General features: G+C 44.0%; 17 protein-coding genes. 13 read left to right on the top strand and 4 right to left on the bottom strand.

What is annotated here, in order from left to right; genetic code table 11:
* The first annotated feature begins 34 nt into the window (after nt 1-34).
* Both CLV31_RS06565 and CLV31_RS06560 read left to right on the top strand, forming a co-directional pair.
* A complete protein-coding gene (locus tag CLV31_RS06565) occupies nt 35-1,132 on the top strand; it encodes a BT_3928 family protein (RefSeq protein ID WP_111392092.1) in 1,098 nt (365 codons plus the stop codon).
* Nucleotides 1,129-1,659 carry a shikimate kinase gene (locus CLV31_RS06560; protein WP_111392091.1) on the top strand — a complete coding sequence of 177 codons (531 nt, stop codon included), beginning with the start codon at nt 1,129-1,131 and terminating at the stop codon, nt 1,657-1,659. The genes CLV31_RS06565 and CLV31_RS06560 overlap by 4 nt, the downstream gene beginning before the upstream one ends.
* Here CLV31_RS06560 and CLV31_RS06555 read toward each other — a convergent pair.
* Both CLV31_RS06555 and CLV31_RS06550 read right to left on the bottom strand, forming a co-directional pair.
* Nucleotides 1,649-3,163, bottom strand: a complete 1,515-nt coding sequence (locus CLV31_RS06555) for an OmpP1/FadL family transporter (protein ID WP_111392090.1) — start codon at nt 3,161-3,163, stop codon at nt 1,649-1,651. The genes CLV31_RS06560 and CLV31_RS06555 overlap by 11 nt on opposite strands.
* Nucleotides 3,164-3,243: 80 nt before the next feature.
* The gene (locus CLV31_RS06550; RefSeq protein WP_245943340.1) at nt 3,244-4,644 is read right to left on the bottom strand and encodes a hypothetical protein; all 1,401 of its coding nucleotides are present in this window, start codon (nt 4,642-4,644) and stop codon (nt 3,244-3,246) included.
* 119 nt (nt 4,645-4,763) lie between these two features.
* Between CLV31_RS06550 and proS the strand changes: the two genes are divergently transcribed.
* The 3 genes from proS (at nt 4,764) to floA (ending at nt 7,809) form a co-directional block, all read left to right on the top strand.
* Nucleotides 4,764-6,245 (top strand): proline--tRNA ligase, encoded by a 1,482-nt coding sequence (proS, locus tag CLV31_RS06545; RefSeq protein ID WP_111392089.1) that lies wholly within the window; start codon nt 4,764-4,766, stop codon nt 6,243-6,245.
* 92 nt (nt 6,246-6,337) lie between these two features.
* On the top strand, nt 6,338-6,796 hold the full coding sequence (locus CLV31_RS06540) for an NfeD family protein (RefSeq protein ID WP_111392088.1): 459 nt from the start codon (nt 6,338-6,340) through the stop codon (nt 6,794-6,796).
* A gap of 2 nt (nt 6,797-6,798) precedes the next feature.
* Complete coding sequence (gene floA / locus CLV31_RS06535) at nt 6,799-7,809, top strand: flotillin-like protein FloA (protein WP_111392087.1); 1,011 nt, start codon at nt 6,799-6,801, stop codon at nt 7,807-7,809.
* A gap of 14 nt (nt 7,810-7,823) precedes the next feature.
* Here the strand turns inward: floA and CLV31_RS06530 are convergent, their stop codons facing one another.
* On the bottom strand, nt 7,824-9,383 hold the full coding sequence (locus CLV31_RS06530; protein WP_111392086.1) for a WG repeat-containing protein: 1,560 nt from the start codon (nt 9,381-9,383) through the stop codon (nt 7,824-7,826).
* Between the two features lie 86 nt (nt 9,384-9,469).
* Nucleotides 9,470-10,738 carry a glutamyl-tRNA reductase gene (hemA, locus tag CLV31_RS06525; protein WP_111392085.1) on the bottom strand — a complete coding sequence of 423 codons (1,269 nt, stop codon included), beginning with the start codon at nt 10,736-10,738 and terminating at the stop codon, nt 9,470-9,472.
* A 190-nt stretch (nt 10,739-10,928) separates the two neighbouring features.
* On the opposite strand from hemA, the gene CLV31_RS06520 reads away from it, so the two are divergent.
* The 8 genes from CLV31_RS06520 to CLV31_RS06485 all read left to right on the top strand — a co-directional run bounded on the left by CLV31_RS06520 (nt 10,929) and on the right by CLV31_RS06485 (nt 18,737).
* Nucleotides 10,929-11,612 (top strand): ComEA family DNA-binding protein, encoded by a 684-nt coding sequence (locus CLV31_RS06520; protein WP_111392084.1) that lies wholly within the window; start codon nt 10,929-10,931, stop codon nt 11,610-11,612.
* Nucleotides 11,613-11,664: 52 nt separating this feature from the next.
* A complete protein-coding gene (locus tag CLV31_RS06515) occupies nt 11,665-12,141 on the top strand; it encodes a type I restriction enzyme HsdR N-terminal domain-containing protein (protein WP_111392083.1) in 477 nt (158 codons plus the stop codon).
* 73 nt (nt 12,142-12,214) lie between these two features.
* Nucleotides 12,215-12,928, top strand: coding sequence for a Crp/Fnr family transcriptional regulator (locus CLV31_RS06510; protein WP_111392082.1), 714 nt, complete (start codon nt 12,215-12,217; stop codon nt 12,926-12,928).
* Between the two features lie 51 nt (nt 12,929-12,979).
* On the top strand, nt 12,980-13,483 hold the full coding sequence (locus CLV31_RS06505; RefSeq protein WP_111392081.1) for a rhodanese-like domain-containing protein: 504 nt from the start codon (nt 12,980-12,982) through the stop codon (nt 13,481-13,483).
* Between the two features lie 86 nt (nt 13,484-13,569).
* Nucleotides 13,570-14,334, top strand: coding sequence for a DUF547 domain-containing protein (locus CLV31_RS06500; protein WP_111392080.1), 765 nt, complete (start codon nt 13,570-13,572; stop codon nt 14,332-14,334).
* Between the two features lie 39 nt (nt 14,335-14,373).
* Nucleotides 14,374-15,726, top strand: coding sequence for an NAD(P)/FAD-dependent oxidoreductase (locus tag CLV31_RS06495; protein ID WP_111392079.1), 1,353 nt, complete (start codon nt 14,374-14,376; stop codon nt 15,724-15,726).
* Nucleotides 15,723-17,267, top strand: coding sequence for a 4Fe-4S binding protein (locus CLV31_RS06490; RefSeq protein ID WP_111392078.1), 1,545 nt, complete (start codon nt 15,723-15,725; stop codon nt 17,265-17,267). Before CLV31_RS06495 ends, CLV31_RS06490 begins: the two co-directional genes overlap by 4 nt.
* Nucleotides 17,268-18,737, top strand: a complete 1,470-nt coding sequence (locus CLV31_RS06485) for a cellulose synthase family protein (RefSeq protein ID WP_111392077.1) — start codon at nt 17,268-17,270, stop codon at nt 18,735-18,737.
* Nucleotides 18,738-18,742 lie beyond the last annotated feature (5 nt).

Raw genomic sequence — 18,742 nt, 5'->3', positions numbered from 1 at the left:
AAATAGGTGTGAGTTTAGAAAAAATATAACAGATATGAACAAGCAAGGGATTCTTTGGGTACTGCGCATCTTGGTAGGCGGCCTTTTTATTTTCTCAGGATTGATCAAGGTCAATGACCCGGTGGGTACAGCGATCAAACTGGAGGAGTATTTTGATGTTTTTTCCAATGACATCGCCGGATTCTTTTATTATTTCAAGCCTTTTGCTCTTTATATCGCCTTGGTGTTGGTCGTTTCTGAAGTAGTCTTGGGGATTATGCTGATTTTGGGAGTAAAACTCAGGCAGACTGTGTGGGCCCTGGCGCTGATGATTTTGTTCTTTACTTTCCTAACTTTTTATTCTGCTTATTTTAACAAAGTGACCGATTGTGGATGTTTTGGGGATGCAATCAAACTAACCCCATGGGAATCTTTCTATAAAGACATCATCCTCTTGGTGATGATTTCCTTTCTTTTCATCTTCAGAGCGGAACTCCCCGAGGAAACTCCCAGGTGGGCCGGTATGGCCGCAATTGCAAGCTTGGTCATTTCTACAGGAATCGGGATATGGGCAATCCAAAATCTTCCGTTCATTGATTTTAGAGCATACAAAGTGGGCGTAAATATTCCCGTCAATATGCAGCCTTCGGCTACTTTGGAATATACCTATGTCATGAAAAAGGGAGAGGAGACCGTTTATTTGGATAAATATCCTTCCGAGGAAGGATATGAATTTGTGGAAATGGTATTAAGAAATCCGGAGGCCCTTCCAAAGATTTCGGATTTTGCAGCATGGAATCAGGAAGGGGATCAAACCGAGTTTCTTTTCCAGGGAAATAAAGTGATCATTCTGAGTTCGAATATGTCCAAAATGAGTGAAGCCAATCAGGGTGACCTCAATGCTTTGGTAAAATCAATGGAAGGTGCACCCGTCGATGTGGTTTTTATGGCGGCAGCAACCCAAGAGGAAATTGATGCATTTTTGAATAAAAACGGATGGAGTATTATTGGTCTCCAAGCGGATGCAACAGTGGTAAAGACCATCATGAGAGCCAATCCCGGAATCATGATCATGAAAGATGGGGTAGTCCTAGAGAAATATCACCACAACAATACTCCTGAGGCCACCGATGTTTTAGATTTTTTCCTATGAGCAAAAATCTGAAAGTCGTTTTAGTCGGGCTTCCAGGTTCTGGTAAAAGTACGTTTGGAAGGCAGTTAGCTCAGGAACTGGGTTTCCCCTATCTGGATTTGGATCAGGTGATTGAGGAAAAATACCAAAACAAGATTCCGGAAATCTTCTCAATTTATGGAGAAGGGAAATTTCGGGAGTGGGAATCCAAGACTTTAGAAGAGCTTTTGGATCGTGATCAACCCTTTGTTTTGGCTTCAGGAGGAGGGGCGCCATGCTTCAATGACAATATGGAATTGATCAATTCCAAGGCAATCTCAGTCTACCTGGACGTTCCTTTAGAATCGATTTCAAGAAGGCTCCAGTCCTCAAAAGTTCAGAACAGACCCATGTTTCAAGGGCTTGACCAAGGAGAGATTACCCTGAAATTAAAGTCTTTGTTGGTAAGCAGAGAGTCTTTTTACAATCAGGCAAAAATAAAGCTCAGCGGGGAAGACTTTTCCGCTGAGCTGTTGATGTACGAGTTGATCAACTTACTTAAAAGTTGATTCCCAAAGTGATTATTCCGGAGGTCAGAGAATTTTTCACCTCCGTCACGGGCCCATAATTCAATCCGTTGTCATCCAAAACCTGATAGCTTCTATACAATGAGCTGAAGTTTTGATTGACGAGGGAAAAGTCAAGCGAAAAGGAATTCAATCGTACCCCTACTCCTCCGGAGAGAATTTGTGTGCTCTGATCAAATCCGTTGGAATTGCCGAATGGATCTCCTAAAAAGGAATATCCTGCCCGAAATCTAAAATTGTTCAATCTAGCCTCTCCTCCCAATCGGTAATTGATTGTACTGGTGTAAATGTTTCGGATGACTTGGTTGTCGGGACCCTCGTCAAAATCATTGGAATTGATCCTTGCAGTACTGTAATCAACCCAATCTACATCGGCTGAAATAAAGCCGTATTTCCCAAAGAAATACGTGGCTCCGCCTCCGATTTTAAGGGGGGTATTCAGTCCGTAGCTGCTGATGATGACATCGGTCAATGCTTCTTCTCTCCCCAACGTCACATCTTCAGGCTCGAAATAGTAGTTGTTGTAATTGGCTGTCAGGCCAGCCTCGTATTCTTCACTTAAAGCAAACCAGGTAGGGGATTGAAAGACAAAACCTAAGTTGAGGTGATCGATAGGTTTGTAGATCAATCCTAAATTCACATTCACTCCCGTACCGTTGATAAACAGACTTTCCCGAAGGGAAGAGGTGGAAAGTGGTTGATCCGAGAATTCCTCATTGTATACTTTAAAAGATGAAAAGTTAAGTGTCCTTATCCCCACGCTTCCACCCACAAATAATTTATGATTGAAATTGGCTCCATAACCAAATGAAACTTGATTTGCGCCTCCTTCCTGTCTCACATTCTCATCCTGGAAAGGAAAACCTAAAACAAAAGAATCATAGGAGTTGGGATTGGCAATAGGTCTGCCTTCCGAATCTTCGGTGATTGGATTGATTTGGTAGGTTTGATAAGCCAAACCTGTTAATCCGCGATTCTCAATTTGACTTTCAGGAATTCCAAAAGCATCCTGAATGTAAAAGTCAATGATCGAGCTCTCGCCAATTTCATTGGAGAAATAACCAAATTCAGTATTGAAATTAGCTATCCTCTGAAAGCTGAATCCCCAAGCACCACCTTTAAATGGTTTAGTTTCCATCGCACTTTTTGGATTCGCTCCCACATAACTCAGGTTTGGCAGGGAGAAATTAGTAGTGCTGTAGCTTTTTGATTGGTCGAGATAAAGGGTCTCTACATTCCAATTATTATATCCCAGGGAAAGACTTGCCTCTGATTTTCTGAAAAAACCTAAGCCTGCCGGGTTGCCTGCAATATTGGATACATCTCCTCCTAGGGACCATTGAGTACCACCCACGCCGATTATTCTTGCCGAACCAGCCGGTACAGTGCGGCTGAACCTGTAAGCGTCCTCAAAATATCCACTTTGAGCGAGGGATACACTTGCTGAAATGAGGAAAACGAGCGATAAAGAAGAAAATTTCTTCATTATAAATGATAGTTGATTATAGGGAATAAACGAAGGAAAGACTTGGGGCGGATAAAAAAAGCGCAAAAAAAAGGGGGGAATTAATTCCCCCTTCCTCCTCTGGAACCTCCGGAAGCTCCACCTCCTGAGGACCCAACTGAACCGCCAGAGCTTCTGCTAGGTGCAGAATAGCTACTGCCCCCTCCAATCGTGCTCGATCTAGTTGGAGCACTGAAGGTTGAAGAGTTGTTTGATCTGCTTGGCGTCACGGATCTGTTGTAAGACGGAGATGATGAACCACCTCCAACTCGATTGTATGACGGTGCTGTTGATCTGTTATATGATGGTGCTGTTGATCTGTTGTAGGAAGGACTGGTAGCTCGATCAAATCCTGAAGAGGTACCACCTCTAGATGGTGAACTGTAAGTTCTTGTATTAGAAGGAGAAGTTACCATTGGTCTTGCACTTGGTACTGCAGAACCTCTGCTACCTGATAATGATCCCCGATCTGCTGCTGCCGAATTCATATTTCTGGTTGTCGTGGCAACTCTGCTTCTTCCTGAATTATAGTAATCATTTTGAGAACTGCTAAAATCTCTGCTTGCTCCCCTTGCACTTTCAGATGATACCAAGCTTCGGGTAGAAGTTCCGGCTGTTCCATTATTTGAGGCATTAGCCCGGGCTTGTGCTCTCGCTGTGCTTGGCATTACTCCTGCCTGTCCCATAGAAGGTGAACCTGAAGTAAGAGCAGAACCTCTGGTAGGTCTTGCACCGGATGCTATCCTTCTGCCCCCATTTTCTCCTCCGGGTAATACAAATACCGGTGAGTAGGCATATACAGGTCTACCCCATCCCCAAGGAGATCCCATGAAACCTCTACCCCAGAAAGGGTCATAGAATCCACCTCCCCAGAAAGGATCATAGAAGCCTCCAAATCCCATTCCCATACCCATTCCCCACATTGGGCGGTAAAAAGGTCTTCCCCAGCCAAAGTTGAGTCCGACGTTAAACCCTGGCCTGAATCCCCAGAAAGGATTGAAGAATGGATCATAAAAACCCATACCGAAAGGATTCATTCCGAAGCCCATGCCCATTCCAAAATTAAAGGCGGAATTTCCCCATCCGGAATTGAAGTTGTTTACAGAGAAACTGTTGTAAACATCAATATTAGGCTGAGTTTGGGCAACTTGATCTTGAGTATCATCGAAATAAACCACCTCGTCACCACTCTGAGTCGTAGACTGACCATATCTGGAGATATATTCAGGATTCACATTTCTGGAACTGAAATTTTCTTGAGACACGGTCTGATCTTGAGTCAGATTTTGGAATGTGGAAGGGTTATTATTGGCAACTGCATATTGCGTGGCAATTTTCACATCAGATGCCATAAAGTAAAGGTTGTCATCTGCGCTGTTCATCGCCATTTTATTGGTGCTGCACGATGCGATGACTAATGATCCTAAGAGAACTGAAGCGGGGATAATTGATATTTTCTTCATAATTGAAGTAGATTGTTGCTTTCTTATACGGGACGATAACCCTCAGGTTGTGCTTTTTGGATTATATTTGCCGACCCTAATTAAGCAAAAATAAGCACATTTTAATAGATAACAACTCTATGAGTAAAGGACTTCCAAAGCGTAGTGAAGATTATTCTCTCTGGTATAATGAATTGGTGAAAAGAGCCGATTTGGCTGAAAACTCCGCGGTGAGAGGCTGTATGGTGATCAAGCCCTATGGTTATTCCATTTGGGAAAAAATGCAGGCAGAATTGGACAGGATGTTTAAAGAGACTGGCCATACCAATGCTTATTTTCCTCTCTTTATTCCAAAATCCTACCTGAGCAAGGAAGCCAGTCACGTCGAGGGCTTTGCCAAAGAATGCGCGGTAGTGACCCATTACCGCCTTAAAAATGCAGAGGATGGTTCAGGAGTCATAGTAGATCCCGAAGCCAAACTCGAGGAGGAGCTCATCGTGAGGCCGACCTCCGAAACAGTAATCTGGAGCACGTATAAAAATTGGATTCAATCCTACCGGGACCTGCCTTTGTTGGTGAACCAATGGGCCAACGTGGTGCGGTGGGAAATGCGGACCCGGCTTTTTCTCCGCACTGCTGAATTTTTGTGGCAGGAAGGACATACTGCACACGCATCGGCCAAAGAGGCGATGGATGAAACTGTCCAGATGATGAATGTGTATGCGCAGTTCGCTGAGGAATTTATGGCTCTACCTGTGGTAAAAGGCCGAAAAACTGAGAATGAGCGTTTTGCCGGGGCAGATGAGACATTTTGCATAGAAGCCATGATGCAGGATGGAAAGGCCTTGCAGGCCGGGACTTCCCACTTTTTGGGTCAAAATTTCGCTAAAGCCTTTGATGTGAAATTTGCCACTAAAGAAGGAGGTCTTGATTATGTTTGGGGTACTTCATGGGGAGTAAGTACCCGATTAATGGGTGCTTTGATTATGGCCCATTCAGATGATAATGGGTTGGTTTTACCTCCCAAACTAGCTCCTCATCAAGTGGTGATTGTACCTATTTACAGGGGAGAGGCTGAATTGGAAGCGATTTCCGTGAAAGCAAAAGAGATCATGTCCCAACTGAGAAAGGCAGGGATTTCTGTGAAATATGACGATCGGGATACTCAAAAGCCAGGTTGGAAATTTGCCGAATACGAGCTCAAAGGGGTTCCGGTGAGAATTGCGATGGGGCCAAGGGATCTGGAAAATGGAACAATTGAAATTGCCCGTAGAGATACCTTGACCAAAGAGTCGTTTGTCCTTGCCGAGATGTCTTTGGTTGAAAAAATTGGAGGGCTTTTGGAGGATATTCAGGCTAACATTTACAAGAAAGCAAACGATTTTAGAATCGAAAAAACCACAGAAGTGAATTCTTGGGAAGAATTTATTGAGGTGTTGGAAAATAAAGGAGGGTTTGTCTCTGCCCATTGGGATGGGACAACCGAAACTGAGGAAAAAATCAAAGAGCTTTCCAAAGCAACCATCCGTTGTATTCCTTTGGATCGAAAAGAAGAAGTCGGTGCTTGCGTCCTCACAGGCAAGCCTTCAAACGGCAGGGTGCTTTTCGCGAAAGCTTATTAAACCAAAGCCCGGATTTATCCGGGTTTTTTTATATTCCTAAGCCAAGTATTCGGCTTATTCTTGTATTTTGGACCAACTTCACTCGCTAATCTATGGAGATATTGATTCTAAGTAGTCTGCTATTAACAGGACTGGTTCTTTTGCTGGTTGAAATCCTGTTTATACCGGGCACGACAGTGGTAGGAATCTTGGGATTTCTGGTGAGTTTGGCCGGAGTGGCGTATGCGTTTTTGACTTTTGATTACACAATTGCCCTTTGGATTACCGGACTGGCTGTGGTCTTCAACATGGCAGCTGTCTGGTATGGATTCAGTTCGGGGGTTTGGAACCGGTTTTCGCTGAAATCTTCTCTGACCGGGGGAGCGTTTGATGGAAGAACGAATGGATTAAGTCCCGGCATGACAGGGATAGCCATTTCGGACATCAAACCTTTCGGAAAAGTCGCCTTTGGAGAAGAACTCTATGAAGTCAAATCAGAATCAGGTTTCATCGAAGTAGGGAAATCGGTAGAAATCATAAAAATTGAAAATAATAAAATCATAGTAAAATAAATATGGAAGCAGACAGCTCATTGTTCGTATTAGTAGCCGCCTTTGCGGGCATAGTCCTATTATTCATCTTTTTATATTTCGTACCGGTCAATCTCTGGATTACCGCACAATTTGCCAATGTCCGGGTGGGAATTGGTGAATTGATCGGGATGCGGATTCGAAAAGTCCCACCAAGTGTCATTGTCAACTCGATGATCACCGCTACCAAGGCAGGACTTCAATTGACCACCAATGATTTGGAGACACATTACCTGGCAGGGGGCAACGTTCCGGCGGTCATCCGGGCTTTGATTTCAGCAGATAAAGCAAACATCAGCCTGACTTTCAAGCAGGCTACCGCCATTGATCTCGCCGGACGGGATGTGTTTGAGGCGGTACAAATTTCGGTAAATCCCAAAGTGATCAACACGCCAAATGTGGCAGCAGTGGCTGCAGATGGGATTCAATTGATTGCAAAAGCGAGAGTTACGGTTAGAGCAAACATTGCTCAACTGGTGGGTGGGGCCGGAGAGGAGACGATTTTAGCTCGTGTAGGGGAAGGAATCGTGACGTCTATTGGTTCTTCATCAAATCATAAAACAGTGTTGGAAAACCCCGACAAAATTTCCAAACTGGTTCTTCAAAGAGGATTGGATGCTGGGACTGCCTTCGAAATCCTCTCCATTGATATCGCTGATATAGATGTGGGTACCAATATTGGCGCAAAACTTCAAATCGATCAAGCTTCTGCGGATTTGAAAGTGGCAGAGGCAAAAGCTGAAGAAAGACGTGCGATGGCGGTAGCCTTGGAGCAGGAAATGAAAGCCAGAAATGTGGAAATGAGAGCTAAAGTAATTGAAGCAGAAGCAGAAGTTCCCAAGGCAATTGCTGAGGCATTCCGAAGTGGTCAGCTTGGCGTGATGGATTATTATAAAATGGAAAACATCAAATCGGATACCTCAATGCGAGATTCGATCGCCAATTCGGATAAGAATACCAAGGAACAAAATCCAGGAAAAGGAGAAAACAAATAAAAGAAAAAAGGGAGTTAAGCTCCCTTTTTTCTTTTACCCTTAACGGGTTCTTCTATCGAAATAATCACCGGATGGTACATGGCTTTGGCCAGGATTTTCTGGCCGATCCAGTCTGCCTGAATTTGCTGGTATTCAAAAGGGAAAATGATATCTCCATTTTCTCGGATGGCACCCATGCTTCCACCTTTGTTAGCAATGATAAAATCTTTTTGCTCTACCTGAAGGTGATCAAATTCCAGAGGAAGCAGCATGTTGCCCCGCTGGTCCAAAAGCCCTTTTTTATGGTCTTTCTCCACTAGAAAATACCCTTCTTTAATTCGACAGACTTTATCAAAACCCAATGGGTTGACCACTTCTCCGGTGTTATTTAAAAGATAGTATGCACCTCCTAAGGAGGCCACGGCGATGCCATTGGAATAGGGCTTGATTTCATCCCATTTGCTTTCTGATAAAACGGTTCCTTTTGAATTGATCAATCCCCAAGTGGAAGAATTGCGGAACGCGGCTACTTGCTCTGAAAAAAGCAGGGTTTCTGCAAATTGAGGAGGAACCGACCACTGTCCGGAAGTGTCAAGGTATCCGAATTTCCCGGCTTTTCTGGCAGGAAATAGTCCTTCATTTCCAAGACCAATCCAATCTGCTTCAGATGTCGGTTGGACCAACCAACCTTTTTTACCCAACAATCCGGTTTTATTTTCTCTGAAATGGACATTATACAGGTCTTTGCCAATGAGTTGAACCGATTCGATTCCGACCGCATCGAGCAAAATCCCGTCTTCTTCCATGACGCGCCGTAGCTTCCCGTGGATGTACTCCAGCATCAGATCGCCTTCCTTTGTGATTTTATGATAGGAGTTGTAGGTAACTTGCGCTTTTACCTCATCCCCTCGGATCAAAAGGTATTGGTTTTCATCAAATCCATAGTAGTAGTTTCCTCGGGTATGTTCCAGTTGGTCTACAATCGGATCCAAAACATATTCTCCTTCTCTATTAATTAAGCCATATCCAGTAGCCTCCTTAGCCAAGAGAAAATTCCCTTCGTTTGGACTTAGCAATTGATAGGGTTTTCCGGGATCTTTGGAGAGCGGGAGGTAAAAAGAACCGTTTTTCTTAAGAATGATCATTCCATGGTGTGTAATGATTGCCTCTTCGGCTTGTCCTAGGATGGTTGTTTTTCCACTTCCTCTTTCAAAAAGCCAATAGCTACTGCCTTTTCTGGCCAATAAAATATTGGTATACGTTTTTATTTCTTCGTATTCCAATGGGAGACAAAGCTGCCCGTATTCATGAAACGCACCGATTCCTTTTGGTCCTTGTACTATTATCCAAGGCTGTAAATATTGAAATACGGCCTCTCCCTGAAGATTTAGCATAGGACGAAGATCTGAGGAAAGTAAAAACAAGCCATCGGAGTTTTTGCCTACCGTGACAGTTTCTCCTAGGATTTGAATTTCATCATAAATGGCCCTTGAGGTAAGGTTTCCGTTCAGATCGTAGATTTCCCAAGTCTGGGCCAACGCCGATATGGAAATACAAATGTAAGTGAGCAATGCTAGGGTGTATTTATTCCTCATAGGACGTTTTTCTTAGGGCCTAAATATAAAATGACCAAAGGCTTTTGAAAAAGTCCTTTGGTCATAACTGGTAGATTTTAATCTTTTTATTTTTCGGCGGTTACTTTTTCCAGATCGAAAAGGTCAGTGATGATTTCGATCATTTCTTCAGCCTGGTCTCTTTTGCATGCTGCCCGCAACTGAACCACAGGAACCTTGAGGATTTTTTGCATCATGCTCTTGGTGATTTTGTCAATGAGCACGTATTCTTTTTCACCTACATTTTTCAAATATCGGCTCAGTTCTTCCTGTCGGATTTGCTCCAGAGATTGTTTTAGCTTGTTGATGGTGGGAGATACCATCATTTCTTTTTTCCAGTTTTGAAACTCTTCGATACTCTCCCCGATGATGGATTCTACTTGGGGAATAGCTGCCAATCTTTTTTCAAGAGCTTCAGAAGCTTTGCTTCGGATATTGTCTACGTTGTATAGAATCACACCTGGCACATCCTCGATGGAAGTTTCGATACTTCTTGGGACAGAAAGATCTACAAACAGTTTGTAACTGGGGATTTCAAATTTCCGGACCAATTCTTTGGTGATGAATGGCTCATTTTTCATAATGGAGCATACAATCACGTCGGCTTCTTCCATAGCCTGGGTACACTGATCGAATGGTACGACCTCAAATCCTAATGGGGCTGCGATTTCCTCAGCCCTAGACTGAGTTCTATTCGTGATTTTGACTTGAGCCTCGGGAAGGTACACCATGTTTTTGGCGACATCCTCTCCGATTTCACCGACTCCAATTAACAATACGCGCGGCTGATAGGTGTTGGAAGTCAGACTTTCGATAAGTTCTATGGTTGCATAAGACAGGGAAGCTGCCCCATCTCTGAATGCAGTTTCCTGAACAATCCGCTTGTTGGTGAAAAAGATGGTATGCATCAGCCGATGTAGGAAAGGCCCTGCCAATTCCATATCTGCAGCCGTTTGATAGGCTCTTTTGACTTGATTCGAGATTTGGATGTCCCCGACCACTTGCGCCTCGAGTCCCATAGAAACCCGAAAGAGATGGTTGATTGCTTCCAAATCATCATCGATGACTTTGAAGTATTCCAGATAATTGACCACATCGGTCATCCCTCGTTCCAATCCGACCAATTTGATGATTTCGGTACTTAGGTCTAATTCATGGCCATAATATACCTCCGTTCGGTTGCAAGTAGATATGATCAGGGCATCACTCAGGCTGAAAAACTCCTTAAGCTTCAGCAAAATACGCTGTATGGACTGCTCATCAAGAGAAATCAATTCTCTGATCTGAACAGGTGCGGTCTTGTGTGATAAACTGATTGCCCTAAACTTGATCTGCATTTCTACGCGATAACTTCCGCAAATTTAACAGATGATCCCACCCTTAAGGTTTCTTTCGTGTAAGCCTTGTATAATTTGGAATCGATCTAAATAATTTTTTAGCCTTTAGAATTCAAATTTCCAGCTGTTTGGTGAAATATGCCAATATTCTTAACTTATCCGTTATTGAATAAATCTATTGCACTTTTTTATGAAAAGCAGACTGTACTTTTGGTTTAAAACCTATCTGGGATTTTCCGGAAAAGAGTCCAGGGGGCTGGTCTTATTGATTCCATTGATGGTTATTCTCGGGTTAATTCCAAATGTGATTCGCTACGTTAAGCATCAGCAATCCGAATTGATATACCGGCAATACTTGCACCAATTGGACAGTCTTGAGGAGGCCGGATTTACCTTGGTAGCTTCTCCCTTGCCCACTTTCAACCCTCAAGATACTGCCAGAAAAGCGGCTCTTCCCAAGGTGGCAGAACGGATAAACCGAATCGACTTTGCAGAAGCGGATTCAGTTACATTACAAATTGTACCCGGAATCGGACCATCTACTGCAGGAAGAATAATCAAATACCGGGAAAATCTGGGGGGATTTGTTTCTCCTGCCCAACTGGAGGAAATCTATGGCCTGAAACCTGAAACCATTGAAGCAATCTGGGAGTACTTTGATTTTTCTCCGGTCATTACCAAAAAAATACCCATTAATCGCGTGGAGCTGGAGGAATTGGCCAAGCATCCCTATGTCAGTTATCAGGAAGCAAAAGTGATCCTTGCTTATCGAAAACAAAATGGTGATTTTTCTAAGGCTTCTGATTTATTGAAAGTAAAAATCTTCAAAAAAGATTGGGTAGATAAAATTGTACCTTACTTAGATTTTAACTGATTACAAGTCAGATTCTGGCGATTTCTAGTGGTAAATTGGCCATCTTTGGGCTATGAATTCCGGACAGGACCCACTGGTCAAATTACCCCATCTCAACCTTCCTTCTTTTGAGCCCAATCTTCAGGAATCTAATGGAAGGCTTCTGATTTTTGATTCTTTGAGGAAAAAAAATCTATTGTTGACACCTGAGGAGTGGGTCAGGCAGCATTGGATCCATTATTTGATCAGACATCTCGATTATCCTGCAGGATTGGTTTCGATAGAAAAAGGGATGAAATACAATCAGCTTCAAAAAAGAACCGATTTAGTGGTTTTTGACCGGGAAGGGAAAGCCTATTTGCTGATTGAGTGTAAGGCACCGGAGATCAGTCTCAATGAAAATGTACTGCGTCAAGCCATGACTTACCACCAAAAAATCCAATGCCCACACCTTATTTTGAGCAATGGATTGAAGCATTTGGTGTTTTCCTGGGTGGAAGCTGAACAAAAATTGGTTCAAAGCACTGATTTACCTCATAAGCCAAAGTAATTAGTTGGTTTTTATGATTTTAATCAGTGTTTTAGTAAATTAAAACTGTGATTTTTACCCGGCAATTAAAGATATGAGTAACCATTCACACAATACTCCCTGCGAACTTTGCGTCAGCCGAAAGCACTCAATGTTTGCTGCACTTCCTGAATCCCAGCTCTGTACGATTTCAGATCATAAAAACCTGATTTCCCACAGAAAGGGCCAAATCCTCTACTATGAAGGAACCAAACCTTTGGGGATTTTCTGCATCAATTCCGGTGTGGTGAAGGTGTATAAGACCGCATCAAACGGGAAAGAGCAAATCCTCCATCTGGCGAAAAAAGGTGACTTTCTAGGCTATGCCGCATTGTTAGGTGAGGAAAATTATACTAATTCCTCCATGATCATTGAGGATGCCAAGATTTGCTTTATTCCCAAAGAATCGTTCCTCAATACCTTGTTGAAAAATACTGAATTCTTCAAGCGAGTGACTAAGCAACTCAGTCATGAAATCGGAGTAATGGAGGATAAGCTCACTGATGCCACTCAAAAAAGTATTCGGGAGCGATTGGCTTTTGTGCTTCTTCAATTGGCTTCCAGCTATGGAGTAGAAGGTGGAGAATCCCAGAAGATTGACCTCATCCTCAGTCGTGAGGAAATTGCCGGAATCGTCGGCACGGCCACCGAATCGGTGATTCGATTGCTTTCCGAATTCAAAAAGGACAATCTTATCGATCTCGATGGAAAAAAAATCATCGTCAAGGACCGGAGAGGTCTGGCGAGGCTTTCAGATTTTTATGCCTGATCAGAACCTGAGCAAGCAAATTCGGGTTTTCGGATTATGAACTTTCATCGCATGAGCAATCAAGTCATTCCGAAGACCCGAATTTTATTTTTTCTGCTATGCTTCATTTCCGGATTTTCTTGGGGCCAATCTCTTGCCTATCGGACCTTACTCTCCGGACTTTATGATGGGGATTTTCCTACAATCAAGCCAGAACAAGTCACAAAAATCAGCGACTATCAAATTTTGGACGCGAGAGAAAAGGGTGAGTTTGAGGTGAGCCATATTCAAGGTGCCAAATGGGTAGGATATGATACGTTTTCCCTGAGCAATGTGGCAAGTTTGGACAAATCCAAGCCGGTGATTATTTACTGCACAGTAGGGGCTCGATCACAGGATATCGGCAAAAAGCTCCAACAAGAAGGCTTTGCACAAGTGTACAACCTTTATGGTGGCATCATCCATTGGGTCAATGAAGGCAAACCGGTCGTAAGCAATGGAAAGCCCACTCAAAAAGTCCATACCTATTCGAAAACCTGGGGGATCTGGTTGGAGAAAGGGGAACGAGTCTACTGATTCGGTAATGTCAGCTGTTTGACAATTTCTGATACCAGATCATCTTATCTTTCCTAAGCTTCGTATTTCAAGGAAATTAAAAGTCAATGAAACTGCTTATCAATTTTATTTATCTGTTCTTGTTATCAGCTTTGCTTTCCTGCCAGAGCTCTTCCCTGGGCATGGCGGGCACTACTCCTCCAAGTCATCAGATTTGGGATCAATTGGTCAAGGCCCATGTGAAGCCCAATGGTATGGTCGATTATAAAGGATTCATCAAGGACAAAGCAAAACTGGAACAATACACCAAGCTTCTTTCTGAAAACGCCCCTGACAGAAAAACCTGGTCTAAAAATCAGCAACTTGCTTACTGGATTAATGCCTATAATGCGTTTACGGTCAAATTGATCGTCGATAATTACCCCACGAAAAGTATTCGGGATTTGGGACCCAAACTGAAAATACCGCTAATCAAAGATGTCTGGCACTACAAATTTTTCAAAATCGGAGGAGTAGAATCCAGCTTGGATGAAATTGAGCACTCGATTATCCGAAAGGAATTTGACGAGCCCAGAATTCATTTTGCGATCAACTGCGCTTCGGTTTCTTGTCCTCCTTTACTGAATGAAGCTTTTGTGCCCGAAAAGCTTGATTCCCAACTGCAAAAGGTCGCTGTAGCATTTATTAACGATCCTACCCGGAACAAAATCACTCCAGATGCAGTACAGATCTCATCGATTTTCCTTTGGTTCAAAGGTGATTTCACGAAGAAGGGAAGCCTCATCGATTTTCTCAATCAATACTCCAAAGTAAAAATCAAATCCAGCGCAAAGATTTCCCATTTGGATTACAACTGGAACCTCAACGAGTAACCCGAATTTTTGGGTAACTTTTGCCTTCAACTCACCCTTATGCCTGCTCGTCATCTTGTTATTATCGGCAACGGAATCTCCGGAATTACCCTGGCCCGACACGTTCGGAAAATGGATTCGGATACCCGCATTACGGTCATTTCCGGTGAGTCTGAGTATTTTTTCTCCAGAACGGCCCTCATGTACGTCTTCATGGGCCACATGAAATTTGAACATACTCAACCCTATGAGTCTTGGTTTTGGGAGAAAAATCGAATTGAGCTAAAGAAGGCTTGGGTTCAGAAGGTTGAGTTTGGTGAAAGGACCTTGGTTTTTGATTCAGGTGAAAAGCTGACCTATGATGTTTTGGTCATCGCCACGGGTAGCAAACCCAATAAATTTGGTTGGCCGGGTCAAGACTTAAAGGGTGTGCAGGGCTTGTATTCCAGGCAGGACTTGGATCAGATGGAGAAAAATACGCATCAGGGAGTGAAGCGGGCAGTCATTGTAGGCGGTGGATTGATCGGGATTGAGATGGCCGAAATGCTGGCTTACAAAAAAATCCCCGTGACTTTTTTGGTGCGAGAAAAAGGATTTTGGGACAATGTTCTTCCCAAAGAAGAGTCCGAATTGGTCGGTAGACACATTCGCGAGCATCATATTGACTTACGTTTGGAGACCGAATTGAAGGAAATTCTTTCAGATTCCGGGGGAAGGGTTCGGGCTGTGATTACCTCCAAAGGAGAAGAAATTTCCTGTGAGTTTGTGGGATTGACCGCAGGGGTAAGTCCGAATGTGGATTTTCTGAGAAATACCGAATTGAAGGTGAATCGAGGAGTGAAAGTGGATGCTTTCTTTCAAACCAATATCCCGGATGTCTATGCCATTGGTGACTGTGCGGAATTTGAAAATCCGCCTGCTGTAGACCGAAGGACCATCGAGCAAGTTTGGTATACCGGACGCATGCACGGAGAGACTTTGGCACATAATCTTTGCAAAAAACCTGTTCCCTACCAACCCGGAATTTGGTTCAACTCGGCCAAATTCCTGGATATCGAATACCAAACCTATGGCACAGTTCCTTCGACTTGGAAGGATTCGGAGGTCAATAGTTTTTATTGGGAGCATTCCTCCGGAAAAGTCTGCTTCAGAATGCTGATGGATCAAGATGGCCGTATTCTAGGTGTCAATAATTTCGGATTCCGGCTTCGGCATGAGTTTTTCGATCAGGCAGTCCGCGAAAAATGGTCTGGAGAAAAAGTGATCGCCAAGTTGGATAAAGCCAACTTCGATCCGGAGTTTTTTGCTCCTTATTACTTGGAGATTCAAAAAGCCTTCAAGGCGCAATTCGGAGGCAACTTCCAGCCTGCCAAGAAATCATTTATCCAAAAACTATTCGGAGCAAGCGTATGAAGACGATCGAAAAAATAGGGTTGGGATTGTTTCTGATCGGGTTGACTGTCTTTACGGTGGTTCCTTTTTTGGGTACCTACACGCTTTCTGAGGAATTGGTTTTGGCCAATACCAAAGAAATTCATCAGGAGAAAATGACTGAGATCCTCGCTCCGATGTATGGGCAGGAGTTTGGTTCCAATTTCTCATTCCTATCCGCTTTTGGAGAAAACTTCAACACCTACAATGACAACCTGAAAGCCCAGCAACTCTGGGATCAGGTGATTTGGGATGATTATGGATTTGCCTTGGCCAAAGCCTCGGTAAGCAGTCCGGTCACAGAGAATCCCTGGCTTTGGTTGGGTTTGTCGATCGGATTGGCTGTATTGGGAGGTTATTTGTACAATTTCAGGCAGTATTCCGATGAACCTTCAGGAATTAAAAACAACGGAATTTTCCACTCCAAACTCAAAAATCGGGGTTGGCTGGGGATGATTACCGGAGGCTACTTGATTCTGTTTTACATCTTGCTTTATTGGTTTCCAGCCTATTTGGTCAACTTGGTTTGGATGGTGGAGCCGATTTCCAGAATGCTTTCGGGCGGTCCTGCCAGTCAGTGGTTTTTGTATGGAATGGTGTATACACTCGCAATATTGGTAATGGGAGTGCGAATGTTTCGAAAATATCGGGGCAACAAATACCAGCAGCTCCGCACCGCTTCAGTCATGTTTTTTCAGACTGCTTTTGCCTTCTTGATTCCCGAGATTTTGGTTTTGCTCAATCAGCCTTATTACGATTTCAAAAATATCTGGCCACTCGACTACGATTTCTTTTATGATTACCAGATATCGACATTTCTCTCCGGTGGAGGAATGGGCATGTTTATGTTGATTTGGGGGATTTTGCTGATTATCGTGGGCGTGCCGGTTTTCACTTATTTCTATGGAAAGCGCTGGTATTGCTCCTGGGTTTGCGGTTGTGGAGGCTTGGCGGAGACGGTTGGAGATCCTTTTCGGCAACTTTCAGACAAATCGCTAAAAGCCTGGAAATACGAGCGGTGGATCATTCATAGCGTCCTGGTTTTGGCCGTGGTGATGACTGCTGTGACGATAGCCAACTACTTTTCCGGCTTCAGCTTTTTGGGCAATGTCACCAATCAGCTACATTCGTTTTATGGTTTTGCGATCGGCTCAGCTTTCGCAGGAGTAGTGGGGACGGGATTTTATCCATTTATGGGAAACCGGGTGTGGTGCCGCTTTGGATGTCCTTTGGCAGCTTACCTTGGGATCGTGCAGCGCTTCAAGTCGCGTTTCCGAATCACGACCAACGGAGGTCAGTGCATATCCTGCGGCAATTGCTCGACCTATTGCGAAATGGGAATTGACGTCCGTGCTTATGCGCAGCGTGGACAGAACATTGTGCGTTCGTCCTGTGTTGGGTGTGGTGTGTGCTCTGCCGTGTGTCCTCGTGGGGTGTTGAAGTTGGAAAATGGGCCTGAAGAAAACCGAATTGCTGACCTGCCGATCCTCATCGGCAATGACTCCATCAAGCTCAACGCGTAAATGATTTTCCTTTATATTGGCTGCGGACTGTATTTCTTGGGAATGCTATTTATCCTGATTTACAGTTTGGCCCAGGGGCATTTGTTATTTCATTTTCTGAAAGCCCGAAAAGAATGGGCTTCCACACCTCAGGTTATTCCTTCGACTTGGCCAAAAGTCACCATTCAGCTTCCCGTTTTTAATGAACTCTATGTCGTCGAGCGCCTGATTGATGCTGCCGCAAAGCTGAATTACCCGAAAGAATTGCTGGAAATCCAGATTCTCGACGACAGTACCGATCAGACGGTGGACTTGATCCAAGCCAAACTCAAAGAATACCCTGAAATCAACTTCCGCTACTTACATCGAACAGATCGAAAAGGTTTTAAGGCCGGGGCACTTCGTGAAGGATTGAAGCAAGCTTCGGGAGAATTCATCGCCATTTTCGATGCGGACTTTGTACCCGATCCGGAATTTCTACTCAAGGCTATTCCTTTTTTCTCTTCCGAAAAAATCGGGATGGTTCAGACCCGATGGACTCACCTGAACCGAGACTATTCTCTCCTGACCCGATTGCAGGCTTTTGCCTTGGATGCGCATTTCTTCATTGAGCAGATGGGAAGAAACCGGCAGGGAGCTTTTATCAATTTCAATGGCACGGGAGGAATATGGAGAAAAAGCTGCATCCTCGATGCGGGCAACTGGCACGACGATACCTTGACGGAAGATTTGGACTTGAGCTATCGTGCTCAGAGAAAAGGCTGGAAGTTTGTCTATCGACCTGAAATCGAATCGCCCGCCGAACTCCCACCCATCATGTCGGCCATCAAATCCCAACAATTCCGTTGGACCAAAGGCGGTGCCGAATGTGCTGTAAAGCATGCCGGAAAGGTGAGTCAGGAAAATTTACCCTTTCGGATCAAGTTTCATTCCTTTGCCCACCTGTTCAATTCCACGATTTTCATCGCGGTGCTGCTGACCAGTTTGAGTAGCATTGGGGTTTGGTGGGCTGGAGTGCAGGGGCTGATTCCCGAGTGGATGGTCCGACTTTCGGGGATTTTTCTGATTGGATTTGTCCTGATTGCCGGAGTGTATCTGGCCTCGTATTTTATTGCCAGAAAGTCATTTTTGTCTTCCTTTTTCGGTGTGATTTGGCAATTGCCGCTTTTCCTTTCAGTTTCTATGGGGCTCGCCTTGCACAATGCGCAAGCGGTTTGGGAAGGTTTGACCGGGAAAAAATCCCCCTTTATCCGCACCCCAAAATTCAATCTTGAATCCGGGAAAGTTTCTTTGAGCTCCAATCGATACATCCTTCATCGCATGCCGATTACCACGTGGTTTGAAGGGCTTTTGGCAATGGTATTTTGGGTGATGGTGGGATTAGCTTTCCGTGAGGGAAACTTCCTTTTCCTGCCCTTTCATGCCATGCTCGCCTTCGGCTATACCTTGGTCTTTGTTTCCTCCTTTAAATCCTACGGCCTCGGTCGATAAATCAT

This window comes from Algoriphagus aquaeductus, from assembly GCF_003253485.1.
Lineage (GTDB): Bacteria > Bacteroidota > Bacteroidia > Cytophagales > Cyclobacteriaceae > Algoriphagus > Algoriphagus aquaeductus.
This window is presented reverse-complemented; position numbering and strand designations above follow the sequence as displayed.